This is a genomic window from Micromonospora sp. LOL_025 (genome assembly GCF_048060285.1).
GTDB lineage: Bacteria > Actinomycetota > Actinomycetes > Mycobacteriales > Micromonosporaceae > Micromonospora.
In genome coordinates, this window is record NZ_JBHMIR010000006.1 from 247,794 (window position 1) to 273,910 (window position 26,117).

Below are 26,117 nucleotides of genomic sequence, written 5' to 3' on the forward strand. Positions count from 1 at the left end.
CTATTTCGCGGAGCGACTGGTGTCGTGCTCGTTCGCGGTGCGCGGCACGGGTGGCCAGTAACGGCGGACGGTACGCTCAGACCGACCGATTCTAGTGGCGATCTCGGCCGGATGCAGCGACGGATCCCTGCGGTACCAGTAGGCGACGGCCCCAGCGGTGCCGGGCGGCACCTCTGCGCTGCTTCTGCCGCCCTCCGGTACGGGGCCACATCCCTGACCTTCGCAGGGTTCTAGCTCAATTCTGTGGGCAGCGCCCGGAGGATGGGCCCTGTTCTGCTCGTTCGCCTTCTCGACGGGGGTGCCTGGAGAGCCAGTGGTGCGCGACCTGCTGGTTCCAGATCCTTCTGTAGCGTGGTGTGAGGGTTCCGTGCCCCGCAGCGGCGGTGCGTGCGGGGGCGCCGCGGCGTCGTCACCGGTCCGGGCGAGGTGAGCGTCCTCGTGGTCGATTGCACCGGTCGGCTTGTGCCCGCTGGTGTCCGCGATCGGAGGCGCGCTCTCGTCTCTGCGGATCGCGGCCTCCGGCATGTCCGTCGGCGGTACGTCGAGGTCTGGGGCCATCTGCGCTGCCGGAGGCACCCCTGAGTCGGGGGTCGGTGCCTTCAGGCTCTGGGGCTCGGCCGTCGGGATCGGCATCTCGGCTGGCACGGTGGCGGATTTCTCACCGTCGGCGGGGCTGATGGAGGGGTTGCCGATCCGTCCCGCGATCTCGACCAGGCTGATGCTGGCTACGACGACGAGCCCGTCGACGGAGATGGGCAGCAGGTAGGAGGCGGCGGCGCTGGTTTCGCCGTACCGGGCGGCGACGCCGACCATGTGCCAGTAACTCACCCAGGCGGCGATGCCGGCGATGACACCGGCGGCGATCAGTCGTGCGGCGGCCAGACCGCGTCGGTCTGCGGGGACCCGCGAGATGAGTTCGACGGTCAGCAGCAGCGCCAGCGGTGGCCATGCGGCGATGATCTGGCTGATGAGGTTCGGCCGGGCGTGCAGGACGTTCGCCGCGATGGACGCGGCAACGCCGAGGGTGAGCACGGCCCGCACGGCCCACCGTAGGCGGGTCAGGTTCCTGGGATCGATGTCCGCCTCCTGCGGGGTGCGGGCGGAGTTTTGCGGGGGTAGCGGTGTGGCGGTCATGAAGCCGCTCCGTCACCAGGCTGAGGTCCCGGTCGCAGGTCAGAGCGTCGGGTGGGGCGCTGCGTCTGGGCGACTAACTGGTCGGCCAGGGCCATGGTCTCGTCGCTCGGCTCGGCATCGATCTCGCTGAGAGCGCGGGTCAGGGCACGGCGCAGCGCGCGAACCGCATCGAGGTGTCCGAGCGCGGCCCGCGTCCGCATCGCCTGCTGGTACAGCTCTTCGGCGTACGGGTTGTGGCGGATCGCGGCGTCGAGAACGGGGAGTTGCTCGGCCGGGTTGCCGGCGAGGGCGTCAGCGAGGGCCAGATAGGCGTCCAGGGCCTGCTGTCGTATCGCTTCGCGGTAGGGCTCGATCCATTCGTAGTCGGCGCCTTCGGCCAGGTGACCGCCGTAGGTGTCGACCGCGCGGCGCAGCGCGGCGAGACGTTCGCTCGGCTCGGTGGCCTGGTTGGCATCGCGTATCGCGGCGCGCATGCGCCACAGGTCCACGTCGATCATGTCGCGGTCGAGGGCGTACCGGTGGTTGGGATGGGTGAGGTAGGTGCCGGGTCCTGCGGTGCGGCGCATGGTGGCGCGCAGGTCTGACACGTAGGTGTAGAGCCGTCCGGGTGCCTTGTTGGCCGGGGCATCGGGCAGCAGGTCGTCGAGGATCGCCTCGGCGGAGGCGTTGCCGTCGTGTACCGCCAGGTATACGAGCACCTCGAGGGCCTTCTTGCGCAGGGTCGGCCCGGGTGGCACGTCGGCGATAGCGGCGGGGCCGAGCACGGTGACCTCCACTCGACCCGGACCGGCCTGCCGGCTGTTTCCGGCTGCTCCGTCGATGTCCGGCTCTTGCATGGCGCGCGTCGTCGCGCTGTCGCTGCCCCCACCGTCATCGGTTGTGTCCGCAGCGGATGCGGTGGCAGTGCCGGCGCGCGTGGTGGCCGCCGCCGTCTCGGTGATCGTCGTCTGTCCGCTGTCGGAGGGAGTCGGTGCGATCGTCGTGGCGGCAGGCACGGGTCCGGGGCCGGATGCCGGCAGTGCGGCGCCATCCTCGGAGAAAGAGGGGGTATCTGCCTTCGGCGGGACGGCCTGGGAGGGGATCTTCTGTTCTTTCGGTCGGCTGGGGCTGTCCGGTTCCTCGGCAGCGGTGCTGGCTGCTTCGATCGGTGCGGGTGTCTGTGGCTGGCCGGTGTGGGACTCGGCGAGGGTGATGAGCAGGTCGATGGTCTCGGTAGGGGTGAGGACGGCCAGCCGGCCGATGTCGGCCGGGTGGCCGAAGTGGTCGGCGTCCTGACCGTCGGCGCGGCTGGTGGTGCCGTCGGCGGCGACAACGATGGCTTGGCTCGGGTCGAGCACGGCGAGTCGAGCGGCGTCAGTGGGTGGGGCGCCTTCGGTGTCGGTGGCGGTAACGGTGTCGTTCTCGGGCCAGGTGCCGAGCAGCACCCCGTGAATATCCAGGTGCTTTCCCTGAGCGAGGAGGCCGGCGATACGGGCACACTCTCGGCGGCTCGTAGCGGCGGTCAGCAGCATGACCGGCGGAAGCGGTTCCTCGTAGGGGTCGACGCGACGCAGCTCGGTGACGCTGTCGACCTCGTGCTGGTGCAGCAGACGGGTACGTCGCATCGTCTGGGCCTCCAGGAGTTCCAGTGCCTCGTCCACGCTGGCGGTGATGGTCAGCCGGGGCGTGTGCGGCAGGGTGAGGGCCGCGGTGCCCAGCAGCATGACTGTGGTCGTTGACGGGACGACCACCTCGGTGGGGACTTCTGGGTGCTGCGCGCCGTCGGCGGCCAGGGCTGCGGTGAGGAGTCCCCGAGCGGCGGCCTCCGCGCCGGGACCGGTCAGTTCCAATCCGGTCGACGGCCACAGCGCCGACGGTGGGTCGTCCAACGTCAGCGGCGGCGCGGGTTCGCCGTCGTCGCAGGAAGAGCGGGCGGTTGCGCCTTGAGTGTCGGCCTCCTGGACCTCGCCGCCGTCGCCCGTGCCGGTAGATGGCGGCTCGTCCACGAAGTCGTCCGCGTCATCGTCGTGGCCGCCGTGCCGGTCGTACAGGGTGGGGTTGTCCCCGGCGGCGCGGCGCAGGCCGCGCAGTAACTGCCTGACCACCTGAGGCATCGGAGCCAGGGCCGGGGCGTTCATGTGGGGAGTTGCCGTGGGCTCGCGGGGCACGTAGCGGCGCCGCCGGTGCGCCCAGACCAGCGCGACCGCGGCGGCGATAGCGAGGGCCAAGCTGAGGTCGACCCAGCTGCCGCTGGGCAACCACACTCCCCGCGTCGTCCGGTCGCCGGTGCGGCTGGTGTCGTGTGTCGCCGGGCTCGCCGTGTCAGGGGTGGCGGGGGCCGGCGCCTCGGCACTGCGGCTCGGAGCCGTGGTGGTTTGGGGTGAGGCAGTGGGCGCGCGGGGCGTGCTGGTGGCCGGCTCCGGACTGGTCGGGGGTAACTGCGGGGCCTGCGGCGGCTGGGTGTGGGGAGGGCCTTTGCGCGGTGGCGGGTGGCTCGGTGGCCGGGTGGGCGGGGTCGCGTCGGCGGGCAGGTCAAGGGTCCAGCCGGGGTAGATGAGGTTCGGGTCGCGCAGGGTGCCGCCGACACGGGGAAAGTGTGTGCCGCGGTTGAGCGCATAGATTTCCGGCCAACGGTCGGCGTCGCCGAGTGTCCGCTCGGCGATCCGGCAGAGGCTGTCGCCGCGGTTCACGGTGTAGGTGGGCCCTGCCCGCGTGGTCTGCGGCGGATCCGAGTGGGTCAGTTCCGTGGATGGCGGGGTGGACGCGGTGGTGGCGGGTTCAGCGGCGGGGAGGTCGCCGCCGCTGGTGGTGACGGGAGCGGCGTGGGCGGTGGCGCCGGCGACTGTGGTTACGGCGGTCGCGCCGAGCAGCGCCGCCGTGAGGCTTTGGATCGGGCTGGGAAGGCGGACCTTGGCCGTCCAGCGAAGCTGGTGGCCGAGTGCGCGGTAGGCGTGGGTGAAGATGGCGGTGGACAGCAGCAGCCACAGTGCCGTCGCAGCGGTGGCGGCGAGAGCCGCGATGAAGTCGGCGCTGATCGGTTGGGTGATCCACTGCCGCATGGCACCCGGTGCGGGCATTGCCGTGGTCCAGGTGCCGGTGACGGCGAGGACGAGGAGTACAGCAGTCGTGGTGAGGGCGCTGGTAGCGATCGCGAGAAAACGGGCGGCGCGGGAAGTCATGTGGCGTCCGTTCGTCGTCCGACCCGCGACGTGAGGCGGCGTCGTCAGGCGGGATGGGCGGTGCCGTGACGCTATGACTACTGGGACAGCGGCGGGATGAAATGCCGGCTGACAGCGCCTTACACCTCCTCACACGGCCTTACACCCGCAGGTCAACCCGATGGCGGGTGGCCGCGCATCTGCACACGTAATGCCTCCAGTGCCGGCGGTGCGGGCCGTGTACCGGCCCGGTCAGCGGTGGGTGCCGACTGGTGTCTCGCTGGCGGCGACACCGCTGCGGTGCAGAAGCTGCTGGTGGGCGTGCAGGAGCCGTTCGGCGGCGGCCGGGTCGCCGAGCGAGGTGAGTTCGTCTGCGGCGCGCTGGTGCAGGTCCTGGTTGTAGGGGTCGACGAGGATCGCCGCCTGCAGGGTCCGCAGCCTGTCGTGCGGGTTGTTGTGCGCTGCTGCGAGGTTGGCGTAGGCGTCGAGGACCAGACGGCGGATGGCCTCGCGGGGCTGGTCGATCCATGGCCAGGTGTGACCTGCGGCGAGGTCACCGGTGTAGGCGTCGATCACCGATTGCCAGGCGGGCGTCGGATCGGTCAGGCTGGCGGCGGCATGGTGGGCGGCTGTGCGCAGCCGCCACAGGTCCACATCGACCCGGTCGGGGTCCAGGTGGTAGCGGTCGTCGGTGCTGGCGAGCACCGTCACGGGGGTCGTCGCGCGGACGGCGGCGCGTAGGGCGCTGATAGTGGTGTATAGGCGGCCGGTGACGGTGCGGACGGGCACGCCGGGCCAGATGGCTTGGACCAGTTGCGTGGTGGTGGCGCCGTCGGGGTGTACGGCGAGGAGGACCAGCACCTGCAGGGCGGCGCTGCGTCGGATGGTGACCGGCTGCCCGTCGATGGTCAGGGCGGGGCGGCCGAGCACCCGCAACTGGACCGCTGGCGACGCGGCGGGTGACGGGATGACCTCGAGTGGGATGTCACTGCCAATCTGGCGGGGAATCCGAACGCTTACGTCGACTGCCGGCTTCTGTGGTGCGGGCGTCGATGAGGTGCCGTCGGACACCGAGGGCGTGGGCTGGGCGAGGACGGTGAGCAGGTCCGTCGCGGCGGTGCGATCGAGGACGCACAGCCGCGGCCCCGCCTGCCCGGTCCGGACGTCGATGGTGTGACCGTGGCGGTCGATGTGCCAGGTGCACCCGAGTGGTGCCGCGCCGAGCGCGACAACTTGTGCTCTCCTCGTCAGGCCGGTCAGCCGGTCAGCCGTTGCGGCGGAGGGCGAGGCGGTGATCAGCACCAGGGGGCCGCTGCTGCCCTCGAACAGTGCGGGCGCGCCGGCTGGGGACGGCAGCAGCGAAATGGCTTCCTCGGCGGTGTCGGCGACTCTCAGCCCGGGGATCGTGATGGCTGCGGCAGCGAGGTCGGGCAGCAGGGTGGTCAGCGCGGTGCGGGTGACAAGCACCCGGGCGGTGTCGGGTGGGTCGCGCAGGGCGGCGAGTAGGCGCGTGACCAGAACACCGCGGGTGGCGTCGGCAGCACCGTCACCGATGTACGCCACCCCGGCAGCGGGCAGGTCCGGCACTGCGGCCTTGGTGGTGGACGGTGGCGGCTTGCGGTCGGCGACGGCTGCCCGCACGGCGTTCACCGTGTCCGGCATCGGCGTCAGCGGTGCAGCATCGCCGGAATCGCGGCCGGGTTGGTAGGCGCGACGGCGGCGCAGCCACACCAGGGCTGCTGCGGCAGTGACCTGTCGGGCGGTCTCGTCGGGGAGCCAGCCCCCGGCAACCGTCACTCCTTCGTCGGCCCGAACTGTCACGTCGGAGGGGCGCTGGTGGGGTCCCTCGGTGGACGCCGGGAGAGGCACGTCCGGCAGGTCGGAGGTGGGGGCGTGGGCGGTCGTAAGGGCGGCGGCGCCGGCCATGCTCGTCGCAGCGGCCTGCCACGGCGTGGGCAGCGGCAGGCGGCGCAGCCAGCGGGCTCCGGCCCGTAGCCGACGGGCAGCCGTCACCGCGACCGTGTAGGCCACCGCCAGCCAGAGCAGCCATGCCAGGGCGGTGAGTCCGACGGTGAGTGCCTGCGGGGTCAGCGGGTCCGCGATCCAGTCGCGGAACTGCGCCCCGGTCGGCCATCCAAGCAGCGGCGGCCCGACTACGGTGGCCAGCAGCCATGGCGGAGCCGCCAGCACCAGCAGTACGAGCGTGATGCCCATCGCCCGGCGGGGCCAGTTCACCGCCGCCATCCCTTCGTGTGGACGCGGCAGCGTGCCGTGGCCGACAGTCTCATCGGAGCGGTCGACCATTTCTGCCGGGCAAGATGCATGTCCACAGCTGACGCAGCCACCATGCGGCCACCGCGATGGCGTAGATGACCCCGAGGATCCCCGAGGCCGGCCTGCTGACCAACGCGGCGGTGATGACCCCCAGTGGTGCGCCCAGGATCAGCCGCAGGATCGGCTGGGGTACCACCGCCATGATGGTTCCAACGCCGAGGAGCAGGCCACCAACACGACCGGCGAGGTCGATCCACACCACCATGTCGGGCCAGCGGTCGGCGGTCAGCGAGTACTGGATCATCGCCATGCCCACCCCGGCGGTGATCACCGACCCGGTCGGAAAGGCGAGCATCTGCGACCAACCGCCCACCGGCGTGCGCCACTGCCGGGCCGCGACGAGGGCCATCACCGCGGCTGCGGCGACGATCGGGGCGACCGGCAGCAGCGACCACCGCAGGAATCCCCCGACGGGATCACCGATATAGAGACTGCCGACCACGGCGTACATGCCGACGACAGCGACGCCGAGGGACGCTGACGCCAGGATCCCAGTGCCGGTCTGCGAGCCAGGGCTCAGCGACGGTCCCGCCGCCAGGCTGGTCCGGGCGGCGACCGCCGAGCCGAGGACGGTGCCTGCGCCAAGGCTAGCGATCACCGCGAACACCGCCGCCACCGCGAGCTCACCCCAGTTGAGCACCGCTGACCGGTACATCATGGTGCCGTTCCACTCCGGCGTGAGCAGGAACTGCGAGACCAGGCCCAGCGACGCGAAGCCGGGCACCGCGATCGCCACGGCGCGCCGTACCGGCGGCACCGGCACCTCCGGCGGTACCGCCGCCGCGCCGGGGCTGGTGGCGCCGACGTCGGCAGCGCCACGTACCGCCGCCATCGCCGGCTCCGGGACAACGGTCAGGGCCACCGGCACCGCGTCGGCGAGGACCTGCCGCAGCAGCGGTAACCGGGCGACACCGCCCACGCAGTACACGCCGACAAGGTCGTGCACGCTGATTTCCGCTGCGGCAATCGCCTCGGCCGCCAGGTGCGCGACGCGCTGTAGGACAGGATGAGCGGCCTGTTCCAGCAGCCCGACGGTGAGCACCGTGGCCGACGCGTCGGGCAGGGGCAGAGTCACCGCCGCGTGGTCGGCCAAGGCGTGCTTCGCGGCCCGGACGCTGGCAGCGAGAGCCCACCGGCCGCCGTCCCCGTCGTGCGGACCGTCGTGGGCGGTGAGGGCCATGATGACGGCGTCGTCGATCGCCGTGCCTCCGGCGGCCGGGTCGGCCAGGGTGGCGAGGACCTCGAATCCGGCCGGTCCTCGGCGCAGGACGGTGACCTCCGCCCCTGCTCCGACGTCGCAGACCACGAGGAACGAACCGACCGGCAGTTGTACGCCGGTGGCGAGCAGATGTTCGGCGACAGCGACCGGCCCCTCGACCAGTCGCGGTTGCGCCAGACCCGCGCGATGGGCGGCCTGCCGCAACCAGGTGCGCCGTCGAGGCCCCCACCCGGCGGGCACCACCAGCCGCACATCCTCCACCGGCGCCCCGACCGCGTTGTACGCCTCATGGGCGACGCGGCGCAGCGTCGCGGCCACCAGGTCGACGCCGTCCACCTCGGTGTCGACGATGGCCAGGCGGTGCTCGTCAGGTGAGTGACGCGGTGCCGGAACGAACCGGTCCGGCGCGCTCGCGGCCGCCTGCCACGCCTGATGACCGGTCAGCATGGCACCGTCAGGGGCGAGCAGTACAGCGCTCGGCAGGTCCGGCTCGCCGTCGAACAGCAGCGGCGTCCAACTGCCGTCCGGCCATGCCACCGCCGCAGTCGTGCCCACGCTCCCGCAGTCGATTGCCAGCCGCGCTTCCCCCGCCCGCATAGATCCCAGTCAAACATGAGGATCACATTCACGTCACCCACGCACCACTCACAGCAAGCGACGATCGGCGTCGAGACCGGCACCACGCTTTCGATGCCCGCCGATGGGTAACCGGTCCGCCAGCTGTTCGGACGAACTGCACCAGCGGCGAGAGGCGGCATGGCCCAGCGGGTTGCACCCCCTCTAGGTGGGCCATGACCAAGCAGCCGCTCGCGGATGTCACGTTCGCCGCTGGCCGTCGTGCAGTAGGAAGCACGGAGCAGCCGCTCGTGGAGTCCTGTCCGGTGACGGTACGAAAGTGAGCTGCGATTAGGCTGTCGCCTTCGACGGGTCCCGGCAGCAGTCGTGGGGCGCAGGCACCGCGCCTGTGACAGGCACGCCGAGCCCGACGAGAGCGACGGCGGGGATGCGTACAGGACGCATGCGAGGTGCGAGATTATCGATGGCTGTTGGCGGCACGAGACTGTTCACCACCGTCGGGCGACGGGACACGATCTCTGACCAAGGTTCAGGTGGTGACGCGGCGAGGTGAAGAGCCGCCGGTGCTCGTGCGGATATGGTCGGGCTGGGGTGTGATGACGAACCACGGCGATGGTGGCTTCCCGCCGCCGGGTAGCGCTTCGGGAAGACCCTGGGTGGCTACGACCGAGGGGAGCCACCTGCGGGGCCGCCGCACACGGGACACCGCACCCGAGGTCGCGTTGCGCCGCGCCGTGCACGCTCTCGGCCTTCGATATCGCTTGGGCCGAACCCTGTTCAACCGGTGCCGGCCGGACCTCGTATTTCCGGGCCCGTGCGTCGCGGTGTTCGTCGACGGGTGCTTCTGGCACGGATGTCCTCAGCACGGGCCATCCCGGTTTCGGGGTCCCAACGCAGACAGGTGGGCGGCGAAGATCGAGACGAACAGGCAGCGTGACCGACGGGTAGACAACGAGTTGGTCGGGGCCGGCTGGCGAGTGGTCAGGGTGTGGGAGTGCGAGGTGCGCCGAGAGGCAGGTGAGGCGGCACGCCGGGTTGCTGATGTGGTGCGTGACCCGTCATGTCCGGACACCCTTCCTGCGGGTTCGGTCGCCCGCCGTTCACCGGGCCGGCGTTCCGCCCCTAACTAACCTCCCTGCTGCCGCCCGTGAGCCGGGAAGTGCTCCTTTACCTGCAGCGCGGCGAGCCGGTTAGGGCCGCCGCGAGGCACATCAGAACCTTGGTCGTTCGATCCATCGCGCCGGTCGTACCCCCGTCTTAGGGTCGGCGGCGTGCGCCCCGGTCCCCCTGCGGCCCGCTTCTGTCATTGGTCCGCCGCCCGGGTTGGACCCACCGTTGCATGTCGGATGGGCCGTGGCCGCTCCATGCTTCCGGAGGCTGGTCCGAGCCCGGCTGACCGGCGGTCGCACGTGTGACTGCCGGTCACGGGTTGATTGCCGTCGAACTGGTGTGCGTCCGACGGTGTGACTGGCGGGAGAGTATGACATCCTGGTCCCCGTCATCGTTTTCGACCGGAGGAGGCGTCGTGAGCGCTCGGAACCTGTACAGCGTGGCGCCGTCTGCTGCGCGGTTGACCGACTCGCTGCGCGACATCGGTTACGACTTTCCGACCGCCGTGGCCGACGTGGTGGACAACAGTGTTGCCGCGGGCGCGAGTCGCGTCGAGATCGACATCGTGTTCGACGGATCCGAGTCGTGGGTGATGATCGCCGACGACGGCGAGGGTATGAGCGCCAACGGCCTGTTGGAGGCGTTGCGCTACGGAAGCCGGCGCGACTACGGTCGCGGCGACCTCGGCCGGTACGGGCTGGGATTGAAGACCGCCTCTCTGTCGCAGTGCCGGTCCCTGACGGTGGTCAGTCGCAGGAGGGCGGCCACGGCCCGCACCGTGTCGCGGATGATCGACCTCGATCTCATCGCCGAGGTGGATGACTGGGTCGTCGCCGAACCGGCGAACGACGAGCAGGTCGCCAAGGCCCGCGAGACGGTGGCGGACACGGGGGGCACCGTGGTGCTCTGGCGCGGACTCGACCGCGTTCTGCCCGAACGTAAGCCAGAGGGCGGCTGGGCGCGTCGCCGGTTGGAGGCACTGGCGGGCAGGACGGCTGACCACCTGGGTACGGTTTTCCACCGCTTTCTTGAGGGCGAGGTCGGCGGTGGCCTCGTGATCACGGTCAACGGCGAGAAGGTCCGGCCGTGGAACCCGTTCGCCCCGAACGAGCCATCACGGGAGGTGCTTCCTCCGCTCCGTTTCGAAGTGACCGTCGGTGAGGCCACCGGCACGGTGTCATTGCAGCGGTACGTCCTGCCGTCCCGCGACCAGTTCTCGTCGCAGGCGGAGTTCGAGCGGCTCTCGGGCCCGCTGAACTGGAACCGTCAGCAGGGCCTGTACGTCTACCGTGCCCAGCGGTTGGTCCAGTGGGGCGGCTGGAACGGCATGCGGGGCATCGACGAACACACGAAGCTCGCGCGGGCGGCACTGGATTTCGACACGGATCTTGACGTCGTGTTCAACATCAACGTGGCGAAGATCAGGGTGGCGATGCCGCCGCAGTTGCGTCAGCTGCTCGAACGTCCGGTGCACGAGCTGTGCATGCGGGCGGACGACGCCTACCGCAAGACCTCGCGCGGTGCCTCCGAGGGCCTGAGGGTGGCCTCCGAGCAATTGGCCGCCCTGTCTCGCAGCGAGGCGTCTGGGGCGACGCCGCCGATGCCGGTTGTCGGCTTGGCGCTCCGAGCCGCTGCTATGCGTGCGGGTGAGTACGCGGCCCTGCAACGCATCGGGGAGAGGTTGCGGGCTGAAGCCCCTGACGTCGCCGCCGCGCTCGGCTTCAGGGACTGACCACCGGCTGCCGGTCCGTCCGACTACCCCGTTTCGCTGCCTCGCTGCATGCCTTGTTGACGGGGCAGCGTGAGCAGGCAGGGTCGGTGGGGCGGCAGACGGTAGTGGCTAGCTCGATCAGGCCAAGGTGTGCCCGCCGCGCGTTGGTGTCATCGCCGATCATTCGGGCGATGGCCAGACGCCCTGCGGTCATCCTGTGGCTGCGTTCGACGTGCTCGCCGGTGAAGCGGGCGGCGACGCGGTGGGTGCCCTTGGTGATGAGCACGGGTTCCTCCGCGTTGTCCTCGTCGCGCGTTGGAATCGCGAGGACGGCGAGGTCGACTACCGAGGCGTCGACCCCGCGAAGGTTGTGGATCTTGTCGTCGTCGAGCAGGTCCGGTTGCGAGGTGAGCGTGCGCGCCAGTTCGAGCAGCCGCTCGGCGCGGTGCTCCCGGTTGATCCACCGCCCGATCTCGACGAGTTCGTCGCCGGCGTCGACGGTATCCTGCGGCTGCTCCCATCGTTCGAGCAGTGACCAGAGGACTCGGACCTGCTCGGGTGCTGCCCGGTCGAGAAGCATCTCCGCGGAGATGACCTGCCACCGCGTCCGGGCGCACAGCCACGGGAGGGCTAGCTCGCCGAGGTCGTCGAACCAGGTCGCAAGGGCTTGGGCGATGTCGCGGCTGCGGTAGGCAACTGGCTCTGAGGCGTCCAGCGCTGCCATGACGGCGCGCCCGAGCTGGGTGCCGAGCGCCGGCGGTACGGCGTTACCGATCTGGCGGAACGCGGCCGTGGGTGGGCCGGCGAAGCGGAACCAGTCGGGGAAGGTCTGTAGCCGCGCGGCCTCACGCACGGTCAGTGTGCGGTCCTGTCGGGGATGGATGTACCAGTAGCCATCCTTAGCAATGTGCGCGGTGATGGTGCGGGAGTAGGTGTCCTCGCTCAGGCGCTTGTACTTGTCGTCGAAGATGTCGTCGCGGTAGCGCTTGACGTCCTCCGGTAGGTCTGAGTATCGGGTGCCGGCGTCCATCATGTCGAAGGCTCGCTGGTCGTCCTCGCGTACGGGTCGGGTGATGTGATCGAAGACCTTGCCCGTGTCCGCCCGTGCAACACCGCGACGCATCTGCCTCTGGAAGGCAGAAGCGGGACCGGCGTAGTCTGACCAGCCGTCGGCGCCACCCTCGGGCCTCCAGCCGCCCTCGACCTCGGGTAGGTCGCCGATCGCGTTCCACACCGACACCCGGTCCGGTACCTCTGTCGGCCAGTCGAAGGCGACTCCATCTCGCAGCGCAACCAGGATCAACCGCTGGCGGAACTGGGGTACGCCGTAGCGCAGGGTGTCAACGACCCGTTCCTCGATCGCGTAACCGATCGACTCCAACTCGTGCACCATGGTGCGGAGAATGAACATCTCCCGATCGAGCGCCATGTCGGGGACGTTCTCCATGATCACGGCGGCGGGTCTGGCCAGCTGGATGACCTCCAGGAACGAGCGCCAGAGGTCCCGGCGTTCGTCGTGCGCCGGGCGGAGACCGTGACGGACCTGGTGACGGATCAGTGAGCGGCCCGCCCGAGAGAAGGGTTGGCACGGTGGGCCGCCGGCCAGCAGCTCGATCCCCGCCTCCTTCACCAGATCGGCGATCCGTCGGACGTTGGTGGACTCTCCCAGGTCGCAGTCGAGGGTGAGGCCCGGGTAGTGGTGACGATGCGTCTCGACGGACTCTGGGTCGCGGTCGGCCGACAGGACCACACGAAACCCGGCCTCCGTGAGGCCCAGACTCAGGCCACCTGCACCACTGAACAGGTCCGCCGCCAGCCGCTCACCCCGCTCACGGCACGCCGCCGCGAAGCGAAGGAACTCGGCGTCGTCCTTGCACGCCTCAGGGTGTGGCGCCAGGCGTACGAACGGGCCACGCACGAGCTTGACTCCGTAACCCGCCCGACGCCGTTCGACGGCATCGTCCGTCACCCGCGTCACCTCCCCGATCAGTCAGAACGCACTGCGCAGGTTACCTCCGCGGTTCGACGCCGCGCGTCGGCCGCCCCCGCGTCGTCACGACGGATCGTCCGCCTGACGGGAGCGCACGAGACTCCTCGGGCTCCGGTCGCGCCACAGGTGGTTCGACTGACCCGGAACAGGACCGATGCGGTGATCAAGACTCAGCCCGGTGGGTCTTGTCGGTCCTGTCCTCATCAGGGAGAGTTGGTGCCATCAGCGACCGAGTCGGCGCGTACCGTCACCCGACATGCCGAACGATCCCCCGGAGAACTGCATGCCCCTCACAAGTCCGCCCGGGATGTGCGGCCCGCTGTGCCGTACCCGTGTCCTGCGGCACAGGGGTGCGCGTGGCTGAGTCGGACGTCAGCGACTACGCGCACGGTCTCATCGAGGATGTCAGGACCCAGGCTGAGATCGAGGGTAGCGACCTTCAGGAAGCCTTCACCCAGCTGATGCTCGACCAGCTGGCCGCCGACGGACACACCGAGGATGCCGTGGCGGTGCACTTCAAGGACCACGGTGTCGAGGTCAGCGGCTACGGTGCCGCATCTGACGACCGGTCGCTGGACCTGTTTCTTACCCACTACAGCCCCCGCGCAGACGACGGCCACAAGATCGGCCGCGCCGAGGTCGATGCGGCGTTCAGGCGCTTGGAGAACTTCCTGTCCCGCTGTGTCGGCGGCACCCTGACCAGGCGTGCACGCTCCTCGGACGTGGCGGGTATGTGTGCCACCGTCAGTGAGAGATTCGGTCGGGTCGAGTCGGTGCGTCTGGTGCTGGTCACCAACGCTCGCAGCGTGGTCCGCGATGGCATCGCGCCGATGCTGTTCGAGGGCAGGCACGTCAGCCGGGAGTTGTGGGACCTGCGACGCCTGGCCAACTGGTCGACCTCCGGGAGTAAGGCCGAGCCGATCGTCGCGGAGTTCCCGGAAGGGCTGCCCTGCCTGGCCACTCCGCGAACCGACGAGGACTACTCGGTTCTGTTGGCCATCGTGCCCGCCAGCGGACTGGCCGAGCTGTACTCCGCCCACGGGGCTCGGTTGCTGGAGCTGAACGTGCGCTCCTTCCTGCAGGTCCGCGGCGCGGTCAATCGAGGGATCCTGGACACCCTGAAGAGCAATCCTGAGCGGTTCCTCGCCTACAACAACGGGATCGCAGCCACCGCCTCGAAAGTCGAGTTCGGTGACACGGCGTCCGGTCAGCGGGTGATCCGCCGCATCCACCACCTCCAGATCGTCAACGGAGGGCAGACCACCGCGACCATCCACCACGCCCACCGCAACAAGGTCGACGTCGGTGCCGCGCACGTGCAGATGAAGCTGACGGTTGTCTCGCCGGACCGGCTCGACGACATCGTCCCGCAGATCTCCGCCTACTCCAACACCCAGAACCGCGTCACCGCCTCGGACCTGAAGGCGAACAGTGCCTTCCACGTCGACGTTGAGCGGATCATGCGGACCCTGTGGGCACCGCCCAGCCCCGCCCATCCGCACGACACCCACTGGTTCTACGAACGGGCCCGCGGCCAGTACGCCAACGCTCTCACCCGTGAGGGGACACCGGCCCGGCAGAAGGTGTTCAAGGCCGCCAACCCGTCAGCCCAGAAGTTCACCAAGTCCGACCTGGCCAAGTTCGAGCACTCCTGGAGTATGGAACCGCATCTGGTCAGCCTCGGGGCGGAGAAGAACTTCACTCTGTTCTCGCAGCGGCTGGACGAGCAGCAACCGGTGGTCGACAAGCAGTACTGCCGACACCTGGTGGCCAAGGCAATCCTTTTCAGGAAGGTCGACAAACTCGTCGCCAGACAGAACTTCGGCGGGTACAAGGCCAACATTGTCACCTACACCATCGCGAAACTCGCCCACGCCACCAGCCAAAGGGTCGACCTCGACCGCATCTGGCGCAACCAGGACCTCACGCCCGCGCTGCAGGACGCAATAACCGACCTGTGCCCGCTTGTGCAGAAGGTCATCACGTCGCCACCCGAGGGCCGTACCAACGTGGGCGAGTGGACCAAACGACCGGAGTGCTGGACGGCGGTACGCGAACTCGACTGGGTCATCCCGCCGCAGCTGGAGACGGAACTCGCCGACGTCGACACCTACGGCGACGACCTGCAGCTGGTCCGGGATACCACCGGGGCCGACTGGAGCGACCTGACCGCCTGGGGCGCCGCCACAGGGATCCTCAGCCCAGAGCAACGGCGGTCGGTGACCGAGGTCGCCCAAGCCCTGCACCAGGGTTGGGACCCCGCAGGCAAGCACCTGCGCGGCGCGCTGGAGGCCATGCGCCACGCCCGACGCCACGGATTCCGTCCCGTCAACGGCTTCTGACAGTTCCGCCCGTCACACACCGGCCACACCCACTGGAGCGTAAATGTCCGTCTGGTCTCAGGAGGTCCCCACCGAGGGAGCGGTGCAGCTACCGCCGGACCCGCGGGCAATGGACGCCCTGGGCCGCAACCACTCCCTGGAGACCGCCCTCGCCGACCTGGTGGACAACTCCATCGACGCCGGCGCCACCGATATCCTCGTCCGATTCGTCCAACGCGGCACCCGCCTGGTTGGGCTCTACGTCGTCGACAACGGCCGAGGCATCAAGCCCGACCACATCGACGCGGCGATGACCGTCGGCGGTAACCGCCACTACACCGGCGAGGACCTCGGGCACTTCGGCCTCGGACTCAAGGCAGCCTCGTTCAGCCAGGCCGCCAGCCTCACCGTGCTGTCCCGCGCACCCGGACACGCAGCCGTGGGAAGACGCTGGAAACTCACCTCCGGCAAGCGTGACTACACCTGCGACATCGTGGCCGGTACGTTTGCCGCCGCGGAGCTCGACCGCAACTGGCAACTCCCCACCAGCGGATCAGGCACCATCGTCCGTTGGGACCAGGTACACGGCCTACCGTCGTCCGACGACCCCGAGCAGGTCGACGAGTTCCTCAGCCGCACCATCTCGCACCTGCAGGGACACCTGGGCCTGACCTTCCACCGCATCCTCGCCGAACGTGACATCCGAATCGTCATAGATGTCGAGGACATTCAGCTCGGCGTCGGCGTCCGTCACCCGGTGGCACCCACCGACCCCTTCGCCTACCCCGACACACTGCCCGGCTGGCCCAAGGACCTGAGGGTACGGACCAGCGAGACCGACCTGCTGATGCGCTGTCACATCTGGCCGCGCCGTTCCAACTCCCCGGAGTACCGACTGCCCGGCGGGGCGGAGGCCCGACAGGGCCTTTACTTCTACCGCCGTGGACGACTCCTGCACGCCGGCGGCTGGGAGGGCATCCACGCCTCCGACACCCGACTCCAGCTTGCTCGGGTCTGTATCGACATCGACGGGGACACCACCGGACTCTTCGTCATGAACCCCGAGAAGTCTCGCGTGTCGGCCGGGCCCCGCTTCGCCCAGGCCGTCGCCACGGCACGTGCCGACGACGGCACCACGATCACCGACTACCTTCAGGCCGCCGAGGCGGCATGGATCAACGCCAACCGACGGACGACCGCACGCCGTAAGGCTGTGCTACCACCCGGCAAGGGTTTCCACCCCAAGGTGTCCCGTGAGGTCCGCAACGAGTTGCCGCTACTCCCCGAGGAACCCCTCAACATCCAGTGGAAGCGCTTCACCACCGACGCGTTTCTCGAATTCGACCGCGGAACCAGGACGCTGTGGCTCAACCAGGCGTACCGGCGGGCCCTGCTCGGCGGACGACGCGGCGGCGCCAACGACGCCCCGGTTCTCAAGGCCCTGCTGTTCCTGCTCGCCGGCAACGTCTTCGAGGGTGCGCACTTCGGCGCCCGCGACAAGGACAACATCGACCTTTGGCAGGAGGTCCTCACCACCGCGGCCAAGGCAGAGAGGTCCACCTTCGAGGCCCGCTCATGACGACACCGGCAGACCGTCACCTCAGCACCGACAGCTTCAGCGACTACCTGAGAAGCAGTGTCCCGATCGACCACCCGATCACCGGGTCACCCCGACTCGTGCTCTTCGTCGACCCCCACGCCAGGCGAGTCGGGCTACGCGGACCCGCAACCTCCCACGAGGTTGTTCCAGCCGGGCTGGAGCACCTCACCGTCCGCGTCGTGCACCACGACGGGCAGCGGATGATCGAGGTTGCCGTCACCGATCCCCGGCTCTTCGTCGATGCCTATCCCCTGCTGTGCGCTGTCGCCGACCGAGTCCAACTGGACCAACAGACACTGACCGCCGCGCTGGTCGAGACCCTGCGCCGCCTCGGACACCTCCTGAAAACCGAGGACGTCCTCTCACAGGAAAAGGAGACGGGGCTCATCGGGGAACTACTCCTGTTTGCCGGTCTCGTACACGCCGCCGGACCGGACAACGCGCTCGCGTCATGGCGCGGCGGGCAGGCCGAGGAGCACGACTTCGGGCTCCCTGACCACGACGTCGAGGTCAAGACCACCGTGTCTGAACGCCGCGCCCACTGGATCTCCTCGCTGACCCAGATGGTCGAGACCGGCGGTCGGGAACTCTGGCTGGTGTCCCTGCAGATCACCGCCGCCGGCAGCGCGGGCCGCACGCTACCGAACCTCATCACCAGTGTCCGCGGCAAGCTGTCGTCCACGGCCCACCGCGCCACGTTCGACGACCTGCTCCGCGGCTCCGGATGGCGGGACCGCTACTCGGCCACCTGCCAACGCCGGTGGCGTCTACGAACTCCGGCCGAGGCATTCCAGGTGACGGAGACGTTCCCACGCCTCACGCCCAGCCTCCTAGCCGACGCCGGCGTCGACGGCACGCACGTGACTGACGTCCGCTACCGCTTGGACCTCACCGGACGAAGCGGCGACCCGACGCCGCAGATCCTCACCGACGCACTGACGAGGGGACAGCGGGAACTGCCATGAGCGACACCGTCACCACCGCCTACAGCGCCGCCCTCGACGCAATGCAGCGTCCCGGACCCAAGCCGCTACACGCCCTGGCAGCCATGCTGGGTGGCGACGCCCCCGGTGTCGACGACGGGTCCGCCCTCCTCAGCCACCTCCAAGACGTCGGCCCCGAGGACGCCCTGCGCCAGCAATTCGCCCACGCGCTCGCCGCCTGGGACCACGAGCAGAGCGGCGCCCCCTGGACCGGCGGCACCAGTCACAACACCGCCGCACGTCGCGCGGCCGTGATCGCCGCCCTCGGTATTGACGAGCAGACAGCGGCTCTGTTCGCCGACCTGTTTCCCCTCGCCGCCGCCGACGGTCCCATCGTCATCGCAGACGACTGGGAGGAGTGGCGCACCCCCCAACGTCGCACCGAACGCAGCTTCTACTGGGCGCACTACCAGCGCTACCTGCTCGACAAGTGGCGCAACCCCGACGCTGTCGCCGACCTCGACAAGGCCACCGAGGAGGTCGTCCGCCGCCTCTCGGACCCGACGCGATCCGTGGCGTACCAGGCCAAGGGCCTCGTGGTCGGTTACGTCCAGAGCGGCAAGACCGCCAACTTCACCGGCGTCGTAGCCAAGGCCATCGACGCTGGCTACCGACTCGTCATCGTGCTCACCGGCACCACCAACATGCTCCGCGCCCAGACCCAGCGACGTCTCGACATCGAGCTCTGCGGCCGGGAGAACATCGAGCGGGAGATCTCCCCCCACGACCAGAAGGCCCACGAGTACCAGGACGACCCGGACTGGAAACGCGACCGCTTCGTCCGCCACGGCGGACGGCCGTCCGACGCCGGGTACCCGGACATCCATCGCCTGAGCAACCACGCCGGCGACTACCGGCGGCTCAAGATGGGCTTCTCCGCGCTCGAGTTCAGGGGACGAGAGCGCAACCGGAAGTTCTTCGACCCGGCGAACCTACACACCAGCGACGCTCGTCTCGTTGTCGCCAAGAAGAACGCCTCCGTTCTCGAGTCGCTGGTAGCAGACCTGGGCCGCATCAGCGAACGCCTCGGTGAGGTACCGGTCCTCATCATCGACGACGAGTCGGACCAGGCGTCGGTGAACACCGTCAGCCCGAAGAAGTGGAAGGAGGACAGCAAGAAGCGCACCGCGATCAACCGCCTCATCGGGCAGCTGCTGCGGATGATGCCCCGCGCCCAGTACGTCGGCTACACCGCCACCCCCTACGCCAACGTGTTCATCGACCCGTCCGACGTCGAGGACATCTTCCCCCGCGACTTCCTCATCTCCCTGCCGCGGCCCGACGGCTACATGGGCGCGGAGGACTTCCACGACTTCGACGCCGAACTACCCCTAGAGCAGCGTCCTCTCCTGACGTCGAAGGAACGGGCACACGTGCGGTACCTCGGCGACGAACCCGACGACGGCGAACTGCGCCGCGCAATGGACATGTTCGTCCTCACCGGCGCCGTCAAGCTGTACCGACAGCGACACGGAACCACCTACCGGCACCACACGATGCTCGTCCACGAGGCCATGGGCAAGGACTCCCACCGGCAGACAGCCGAGCTGATCGGCCACCTGTGGAACACCGCCGGCTACTACCGGCCCAGCGGCTTGACCCGGCTACGCGACCTGTACCTCACCGACATCCTGCCCGTGTCCCGCGCACAGGCACCTGAACTGCTCACTCCGGCCGACTTCAACGACCTGCGCGACGACATCGGCGAGGCACTCCGACTCATCAGCCCTGCCGACCGCAACGGCAGCCCGGTCATCGTCGTGAACAGCGACACCGACCTTGAGAGGCAGCAGGAAAGCCTCGACTTCGACAAGCGCGAGATCTGGCGCATCCTGGTCGGTGGAAACAAGCTCGCCCGCGGCTTCACCGTGGAAGGGCTTACCGTGACCTACTACCGACGCGCCACGACACAGGTCGACACGCTCATGCAGATGGGCCGGTGGTTCGGCTTCCGACCCGGCTATCGAGACCTGGTTCGCCTCTACACCACGTCGGACCTGCACGATATGTTCGAAGCTGCCTGCCGCGACGAGGACTTCCTCCGACGCGAACTGCGCCAGTACGCGGCCCCGGCCGACGGGACGAAGCAGCTCACCCCGCGGCAGATCCCGCCTCTCATCGCCCAGCACCGACCGGACCTGCGCCCGACCGGCCGCAACAAGATGTGGAACGCCAAGCTCGTACTAAAGAGCTCACCCGGCCAGCCCATGGAACCCGTGGCCTTCCCCTCTGTCGCGAGCAAGATGAAGCACAACCTCGATCAGTGGAAACCCCTGCTCGCTGCCGCGGCCCACCGGTCCATCGAATTCGCGGTGCCGGGCGCCAAAACCACCTACGAGGCGGGGGTGGCCGTCGTCAGTCACACAGCACTTCTAGACGTGCTCGGTAACCTCAAGTGGCTGGCCGACGACACCTTCCAACCCGAACTCGCCTGGCTACGTCGCCTGAGCGACGACCAACTCGCACGGTGGGTCGTGCTCCTGCCCCAGCAGACTAGGTCCACCACACGACGCCTCGTCGCCGGGCAGGGACCGTTCAGCATCTTCGAACGCCAACGCACCTCGTCCAGTGCCTCATTCCGAGTGTTCAGCGAGGAACGGCACCGGAACGCAGCAATGAGGATTGCCGGTTTGGACACACCGACCCCAGATCCCTTAGCCGACGCGCTCAGGGGCGACTCCACCGGAGCGATCATCCTCTACCCAACCGTCGAAAAGGGCAGCCTCTCCGGTAGTGAGGGCGAAGCCATCGAAGACGAGAAAGTAACGATCGGGTTCCACCTGGTCACCCCAACTACCACAGTGCCGGCCGGTGGCAAGTTGATGCACTGGGTCACGGTGGACAAGACCAATCCGTACGCGCTGGTCGTCGATGCCAAGTAATCCTGCCCACACCTCGTCGCGGGCGACCTCGAGCAGCAAGCCACGGCATTGCCTCGTCAGGCAGCGGTCAGGATCATCCGGGAAACATATGATCTCGAGTATGCCAGGCTGCGGCAGGCCTGCAGCGGCACCACGTGAGGAGATTTCGTGGCTATCAACGGCTTCCTAAGACCCCGCGCCCGTCTCATGCAGCACCTCGGTGAAGATTTGATTCCCAGCGACCGGGTCGCGTTAACCGAGCTGGTTAAGAACGCTTACGATGCCGATGCTTCCATTGTCGTAATCCGATTCGTGGGCCCATTGTCACGGGGCCTAGGTTCCGTCGAGGTCTGGGATGACGGACACGGCATGTCCGAGGCCACCGTCGGCGGGTCCTGGCTTGAGATCGCAACCGCACACCGGCTGAAGAATACCTTCAGTGAAAGCGGCAATCGCCGGGTACTAGGCGCCAAGGGCCTGGGTAGATTTGCCGCTGCGAGGATCGCGAACACCACAACACTGGTGACCCGCCGCGCAGATGATAACGAGATACGCGTCATAATCGATTGGGGCCGCTTCACTGAGAATGACGCCTACCTTGACCAAGTTCCTCTTACATGGGAAGTCGGTCCCCCTAGCTATTTTGGGCCGGACGGCGAGGCCGAGCTAATTTTCAGCCGTGTCGAGGCGGAGGCGGGCCAATTAGAGAGATCACTCAGAACCGACCATGCTGTAACCTCCAGCATTGTTTCGACCCTTGGAAGCGGCCGGAGGCACCATGGCACCCTCCTCCGACTGCAGCAGCTCCGCCATGACTGGACCGATGAAGAACTAGACGGTCTACGAGCCGCCCTGAGCCGGCTCCTCCCGCCGCCGCTACCCTCAGATCTCGAAGTACCGGCCGTTCCCGAATTCGCCATCTACCTCGACATCGACGGACAGCCCGACAGGTCAGGCTTCGTCGGAGCCGCTCCTGTCCTGTCGACACCAACTTATCGACTCTTCGGGGTCGTGGAGGAAGATGGCGCGGCTCACTTGAGCTTCGAGACGACTCTCCGCGACGGCGATCCTGAGCAAATCGAGACCGTTGTACGGCCAGCCAAAACCGCAGCCAATTCGTGTGGTCTGCTGCAGATCGACATTCGAGCATGGGACCTGGAAGCTAGCTCGCTGCGCGAGCTGATCAACCTCCAAGTCGGCACAGGCAACGTCAGCCAGGTGCGGCAAGTAATTCGCAGTAACTCGGGCATCGCCCTCTACCGGGACGGCTTTCGTGTGCAGCCCTACGGTGATCAGGGGGCAGACTGGCTTAACCTTGACCTGCGTCGCGTCAACAACCCCACACTGCGTCTATCACAGAACCAGGTGTCAGGCTTCGTGTTCACTACCGCGGAGCAAAATCCTGAACTACGGGACCAAGCCAACCGGGTCGGCCTGATAGAGAACCCGCAGTACGAGGATCTACGGCAGGTCCTCCTTGCACTGATCGCGCTCATCGAGCAGCGGCGATACAGCTTGCGTAGGACTGGCGAGACCGAGGAAGACGAACGAAGGCGATCGCGAGGCATCTTCGACGCGTTCAGCCTCGACGGCGTTCGTCAAGCGGTATCACGCAGCCCCTTGGCGAATGATCCGGATGTCAACCTGGCGCTCGACGAAGCGGAGGAAGAGCTCGGAGCAGGCGTCCGCCGGGTGCAGGAGGTCCTGTCTCGGTTCTCTAGGCTGGCAAGCCTTGGGGCTCTCGTCGACGTGATTCTGCACGAGGGCAACACGGCTCTCGCTCGAATTTCCTACCTCCTTCGGCGCCTTGATCGACTGTCGAAGGCTGGTGACGACGATCTGCAGAAGGCGCTGGAGCCCGTCACATCTGGCCTGCAGACGCAGCGAGAGGCGCTGTCGCGTCTGTTCCGAAGCATTGAACCGCTCAGCGGCCGCAAACGCGGACGACCCAAGAAAGTGCAGATTCAGTCCGTAATTCGCAAGGCGCTTGAACTCATCGAAGGAGAGCTGAACCAGCAGGGAGTGACTGCGACCATCGACGGGACGGATCAATTGGTTACCGTTGATGAGGCCGACATCATCCAGGTTGTTGTCAACCTGGTGCGAAACGCCGCCTACTGGGCGGCGACCATTCGGGATCCCGGCGAACGGATGATCCAGATCATCACTGACCGGCAGGGCGACGGATCGCTGACCATTGTAGTCGCCGACAATGGGCCCGGCGTCGACGCGGCCAACCGCGACATAATCTTCGACCCCTACTTCACGACAAGGCCGGAGGGCATGGGACTCGGCTTGAGCATTGCTGGATCAATCACACAAGATTTTTACGGTGGCGAGTTGGAGCTTTTGTCCGATCGGCCTTTGGGCGGCGCCACCTTCCGTGCCACACTTCGGCGGAGGGTTGGTTGACGTGCCAAGGGAACGCATATTGATCGTCGATGACGAGAAGGACCTCGCCGAAGAGTTCGCCTTGATCCTCGTCGAGGACCTCGATGACACTCTGCAAATCGAAGTTCTGGATAGCTTCGACGAAGCCGAGCAGCGTCTCGAAACAGAGTCCTACGACTTGGTCGTGTTGGACGTGCGACTGAAGAATCTGCACGGGCAAGACGACGAGGAGCGAGGCAGACGCTTGTACGAGCGCGTGGCCCGCGTTCGCTGGGTGCCCGTTGTTTTTCGTACCGCTGTGCCAGCAATTGTCAGCGATCTTGGGCAGCCTCCCGCTATCAGTGTGGTGCTCAAGGGAGAGACTGAAGATGAGATACGCGTAGTACGCGAGGCCCTTGCATCCGCGATCCCCACCGTGACGCGGCTCCTAGGCCAGATAGTGGATCGAGAAGTCCGAAGCTTTCTGCGAGACGTTGTCGCGCAGCACTGGAATGAGATGGGGGTACGCGACCACGAGGAGCTTGTCTTGGTGCTCGTGAACCGGCTGGCCGCTTGGATGAAGGAGCACGCAGTCGCTGAGCTTTCCACAAAGTTGCAGGGTAAGCTCGGTACGAGCGTCGGCCAAGCTTCGGCCGCGCATGTCTATTTATACCCGCCGGTGGTCGACCATTTGACCTGCTGCGACCTTCTGCTGGAGAACGGGGACACATATTGGCTCGTCCTGACGCCGACGTGCGATCTAATCCCAGTGGAAGGCGGCGGAGGCCGGTTGCGATCCGACCTGTCTACTGTGCGCCTCGCTAGAGCGCACACTGTTGCAGATTCACCGGTCGTTGCCGATTTTCGAACCGGCAAAATAAGAAAGGAAAAGCTGGCGGGCGCACTGAGGGGTACAAAGCGTTACAGGTATCTACCACGCTACCTCGACATTCCTGATCTCCTGGTTGATTTTGAGCAGGTTCATTCGCTCCCTTTTGACGCGGTGCAAGAGTGGAGGCGAATCGCGACGCTCGATAGCCCGTTTGCCGAAGCAATGCTAACAGCCTTCAGTCATTCCGTCGGCCGCGTCGGCACTCCCGACCTGGAAACGGCAGACGTACTCCGAGCGATTACCACGGACCTCGCAGTTATCCCTGCTCAACCCAACCCTAGCTGAACCCCGCCCGTGCTACTCATCGTCTGGTTGACAAAGCCGCATGGGTCGATCCGGTCGGCGGCGGCCCTGCCCCACGCGATCCAACTGGCGAGATACCCGCCGGCGCCGGTCCGCCCCTCGGCCGCTTGTTCAAGGGCGGTGCAGAACGCGCGGATGTCAGCTGCGGTGGTCCGCGCCTGGTAGGCGTTGCGGAAGGTTTCCGCGCGGATGTTGTCCGTGGCCCGGACGCGGGCGTCGGCCATCGCGGCGTGCCATTGGGCGAGGGTGGCCTCCTCCTGCCGTCTGCGCTCGGCCGCGGCTTCCTCCTGCCGCCGACGGTGCTCGGCCGCGGCCTTCTCCCGCGCGGCTTCGGCTGCCCGCCGTTGCTGTTCGTCGGCGGTGACGCCAGCCTCGAACTCTTGGATGATCTGCGCAACGCGCTGTTCCAGACGTACGCGTGCGGTGTCGGTCCAGGTGTCCCGGTTGTCGTGTCCGGCCCGGGCGATCTCCAAGCGGAGCCTGCCGGAGTCGACGACGTCGAACTCCGCGGGTTCATCCACGGCCGCAGGCGCAGCACCTTCAGCTCCTCGGCGGTGGGTTCGTGCGGGACCTGGTCGCGTTCCTCGGTCAGGGTGACCGCTGCCCGGCCTGGAGGAACACCCGCGGGTGTTTGGCCTTGGTGTTGACCGCGAGCCGGTGCCCACGCCGGGCCGCCTCGCCGGCGAGCTGCCGGATCAGCAGCAACGCCCGGGGCAGTGAGTCCGGGCTGACGGCGAGGTTGGTCGGATCGGCCTCGAGGGCGCTGAACGCCAGATGCGAGTCGGTGGTAACACGTCGGGTGTTGAGCCGGATCCGGTTCCAATCGGTCTCGTCCGGACCGGCGTCGGTGTAGAGGCGGATGACGATGTCGCCGGCGTCGCGGCCGGTGTGGCGCAGGTGGTGACCCGATGGCACAAGTCCCTGCTGCTTGAACGCGTGAATGATCCGGCGGTACCGGGCCCGTGTCCCACTGTCGGGACTCCCGATACGGACCATGCCGCCCTCACGCTGCAGGCGGTCGAGCAGGTCGCGAGCCGATCGCAGCAGGTCCGCAAACGAAGCGCCGCCGGCGATGCCGCCGGGTGCCGGCGTCTCGGACCGCGGGAGGGAAGCACGGTGGTCGGGATGATCGGGATGGTGGCCATGCTCGAGGTAGAAGCGACCGGCGTCGGTCGAGCACGCCCTCCACACCCCTGCCTTGCGTGTCACCGCCACCAGGTTCCGGTCCTGCAGCGCACGCGCCGACCGGCGGTACTGGACGCCGTCCGGGCCGCTGAGGTCATCGCCGCCGTGGATCCGGCGAAGCAGGTCAAGCTGCCGCTCATTGAGCGAGTCCCATCGCTGCACCACCCGACAGTAAGGGGCACGGCGTACTCGATGGAGCTGGACACGGCCGTATATGGCAGCCCGCTCGGAAGAACGAACCGAACTGTCGGCTCCGCCTGAAACTGACTCGTGGTTTCGGAACCCGCCCGAACAGAGGGTCAAGGTTGAACACCCGTGGGCTGCAAGATCAGCTTGGAAAGGCTCCAATGGTTGATCATTCCGGTCTGGTGCGAGTCGGTGGGCGTGCGGT

Annotated in this window: 15 protein-coding genes; 8 read left to right on the forward strand and 7 right to left on the reverse strand. The window is 67.8% G+C overall.

Translation table 11 applies throughout. From position 1 onward, the window contains the following. From ACFHW0_RS11385 to ACFHW0_RS11400, 4 genes are all read right to left on the reverse strand, one after another. Positions 1–1,134 carry a DUF2637 domain-containing protein gene (locus ACFHW0_RS11385; RefSeq protein ID WP_416607236.1) on the reverse strand — a complete coding sequence of 378 codons (1,134 nt, stop codon included), beginning with the start codon at positions 1,132–1,134 and terminating at the stop codon, positions 1–3. Continuing rightward, positions 1,131–4,292, reverse strand: a complete 3,162-nt coding sequence (locus ACFHW0_RS11390; RefSeq protein ID WP_416607238.1) for a BTAD domain-containing putative transcriptional regulator — start codon at positions 4,290–4,292, stop codon at positions 1,131–1,133. The genes ACFHW0_RS11385 and ACFHW0_RS11390 overlap by 4 nt, the downstream gene beginning before the upstream one ends. Before the next feature lie 231 nt (positions 4,293–4,523). Then, a complete protein-coding gene (locus ACFHW0_RS11395; RefSeq protein WP_416607240.1) occupies positions 4,524–6,506 on the reverse strand; it encodes a hypothetical protein in 1,983 nt (660 codons plus the stop codon). Between the two features lie 49 nt (positions 6,507–6,555). Beyond that, positions 6,556–8,379: an Hsp70 family protein gene (locus ACFHW0_RS11400; RefSeq protein ID WP_416607242.1), complete on the reverse strand. Its 1,824-nt coding sequence runs from the start codon at positions 8,377–8,379 to the stop codon at positions 6,556–6,558. A 617-nt stretch (positions 8,380–8,996) separates the two neighbouring features. Here ACFHW0_RS11400 and ACFHW0_RS11405 point away from each other — a divergent pair. After that, the gene (locus tag ACFHW0_RS11405; protein ID WP_416607313.1) at positions 8,997–9,530 is read left to right on the forward strand and encodes a very short patch repair endonuclease; all 534 of its coding nucleotides are present in this window, start codon (positions 8,997–8,999) and stop codon (positions 9,528–9,530) included. Positions 9,531–9,925: 395 nt separating this feature from the next. Further along, positions 9,926–11,242, forward strand: a complete 1,317-nt coding sequence (locus ACFHW0_RS11410) for an ATP-binding protein (protein ID WP_416607244.1) — start codon at positions 9,926–9,928, stop codon at positions 11,240–11,242. Here ACFHW0_RS11410 and dcm read toward each other — a convergent pair. Then, positions 11,232–13,190 carry a DNA (cytosine-5-)-methyltransferase gene (dcm, locus tag ACFHW0_RS11415; RefSeq protein WP_416607246.1) on the reverse strand — a complete coding sequence of 653 codons (1,959 nt, stop codon included), beginning with the start codon at positions 13,188–13,190 and terminating at the stop codon, positions 11,232–11,234. The genes ACFHW0_RS11410 and dcm overlap by 11 nt on opposite strands. 377 nt (positions 13,191–13,567) lie before the next feature. Between dcm and ACFHW0_RS11420 the strand changes: the two genes are divergently transcribed. The 6 genes from ACFHW0_RS11420 (at position 13,568) to ACFHW0_RS11445 (ending at position 24,523) form a co-directional block, all read left to right on the forward strand. Then, a complete protein-coding gene (locus tag ACFHW0_RS11420) occupies positions 13,568–15,553 on the forward strand; it encodes an AIPR family protein (RefSeq protein ID WP_416607248.1) in 1,986 nt (661 codons plus the stop codon). A 43-nt stretch (positions 15,554–15,596) separates the two neighbouring features. Beyond that, entirely contained in the window at positions 15,597–17,111 is a 1,515-nt protein-coding gene (locus ACFHW0_RS11425) for an ATP-binding protein (protein ID WP_416607250.1), read from the forward strand. A 200-nt stretch (positions 17,112–17,311) separates the two neighbouring features. Then, the gene (locus ACFHW0_RS11430) at positions 17,312–18,097 is read left to right on the forward strand and encodes a PD-(D/E)XK motif protein (RefSeq protein WP_416607252.1); all 786 of its coding nucleotides are present in this window, start codon (positions 17,312–17,314) and stop codon (positions 18,095–18,097) included. Further along, on the forward strand, positions 18,094–20,997 hold the full coding sequence (locus ACFHW0_RS11435; RefSeq protein WP_416607254.1) for a Z1 domain-containing protein: 2,904 nt from the start codon (positions 18,094–18,096) through the stop codon (positions 20,995–20,997). Before ACFHW0_RS11430 ends, ACFHW0_RS11435 begins: the two co-directional genes overlap by 4 nt. 147 nt (positions 20,998–21,144) lie before the next feature. Further along, entirely contained in the window at positions 21,145–23,388 is a 2,244-nt protein-coding gene (locus ACFHW0_RS11440) for an ATP-binding protein (RefSeq protein ID WP_416607256.1), read from the forward strand. Between the two features lie 19 nt (positions 23,389–23,407). After that, positions 23,408–24,523: a response regulator gene (locus ACFHW0_RS11445; protein ID WP_416607258.1), complete on the forward strand. Its 1,116-nt coding sequence runs from the start codon at positions 23,408–23,410 to the stop codon at positions 24,521–24,523. On the opposite strand, the gene ACFHW0_RS11450 is transcribed toward ACFHW0_RS11445, so the two are convergent. Beyond that, entirely contained in the window at positions 24,505–25,062 is a 558-nt protein-coding gene (locus ACFHW0_RS11450) for a hypothetical protein (RefSeq protein WP_416607259.1), read from the reverse strand. The genes ACFHW0_RS11445 and ACFHW0_RS11450 overlap by 19 nt on opposite strands. Before the next feature lie 67 nt (positions 25,063–25,129). Further along, positions 25,130–25,888, reverse strand: a complete 759-nt coding sequence (locus tag ACFHW0_RS11455) for a hypothetical protein (RefSeq protein ID WP_416607261.1) — start codon at positions 25,886–25,888, stop codon at positions 25,130–25,132. Between the last annotated feature and the right edge of the window lie 229 nt (positions 25,889–26,117).

Excerpts from the sequence above, each read along its gene's own strand:
- ACFHW0_RS11385 (WP_416607236.1), bottom strand. The coding sequence starts at position 1,134 with ATGACCGCCACACCGCTACCCCCGCAAAACTCCGCCCGCACCCCGCAG.
- ACFHW0_RS11390 (WP_416607238.1), bottom strand. The coding sequence starts at position 4,292 with ATGACTTCCCGCGCCGCCCGTTTTCTCGCGATCGCTACCAGCGCCCTC.
- ACFHW0_RS11405 (WP_416607313.1), top strand. The coding sequence starts at position 8,997 with ATGACGAACCACGGCGATGGTGGCTTCCCGCCGCCGGGTAGCGCTTCG.
- ACFHW0_RS11425 (WP_416607250.1), top strand. The coding sequence starts at position 15,597 with ATGTCCGTCTGGTCTCAGGAGGTCCCCACCGAGGGAGCGGTGCAGCTA.
- ACFHW0_RS11435 (WP_416607254.1), top strand. The coding sequence starts at position 18,094 with ATGAGCGACACCGTCACCACCGCCTACAGCGCCGCCCTCGACGCAATG.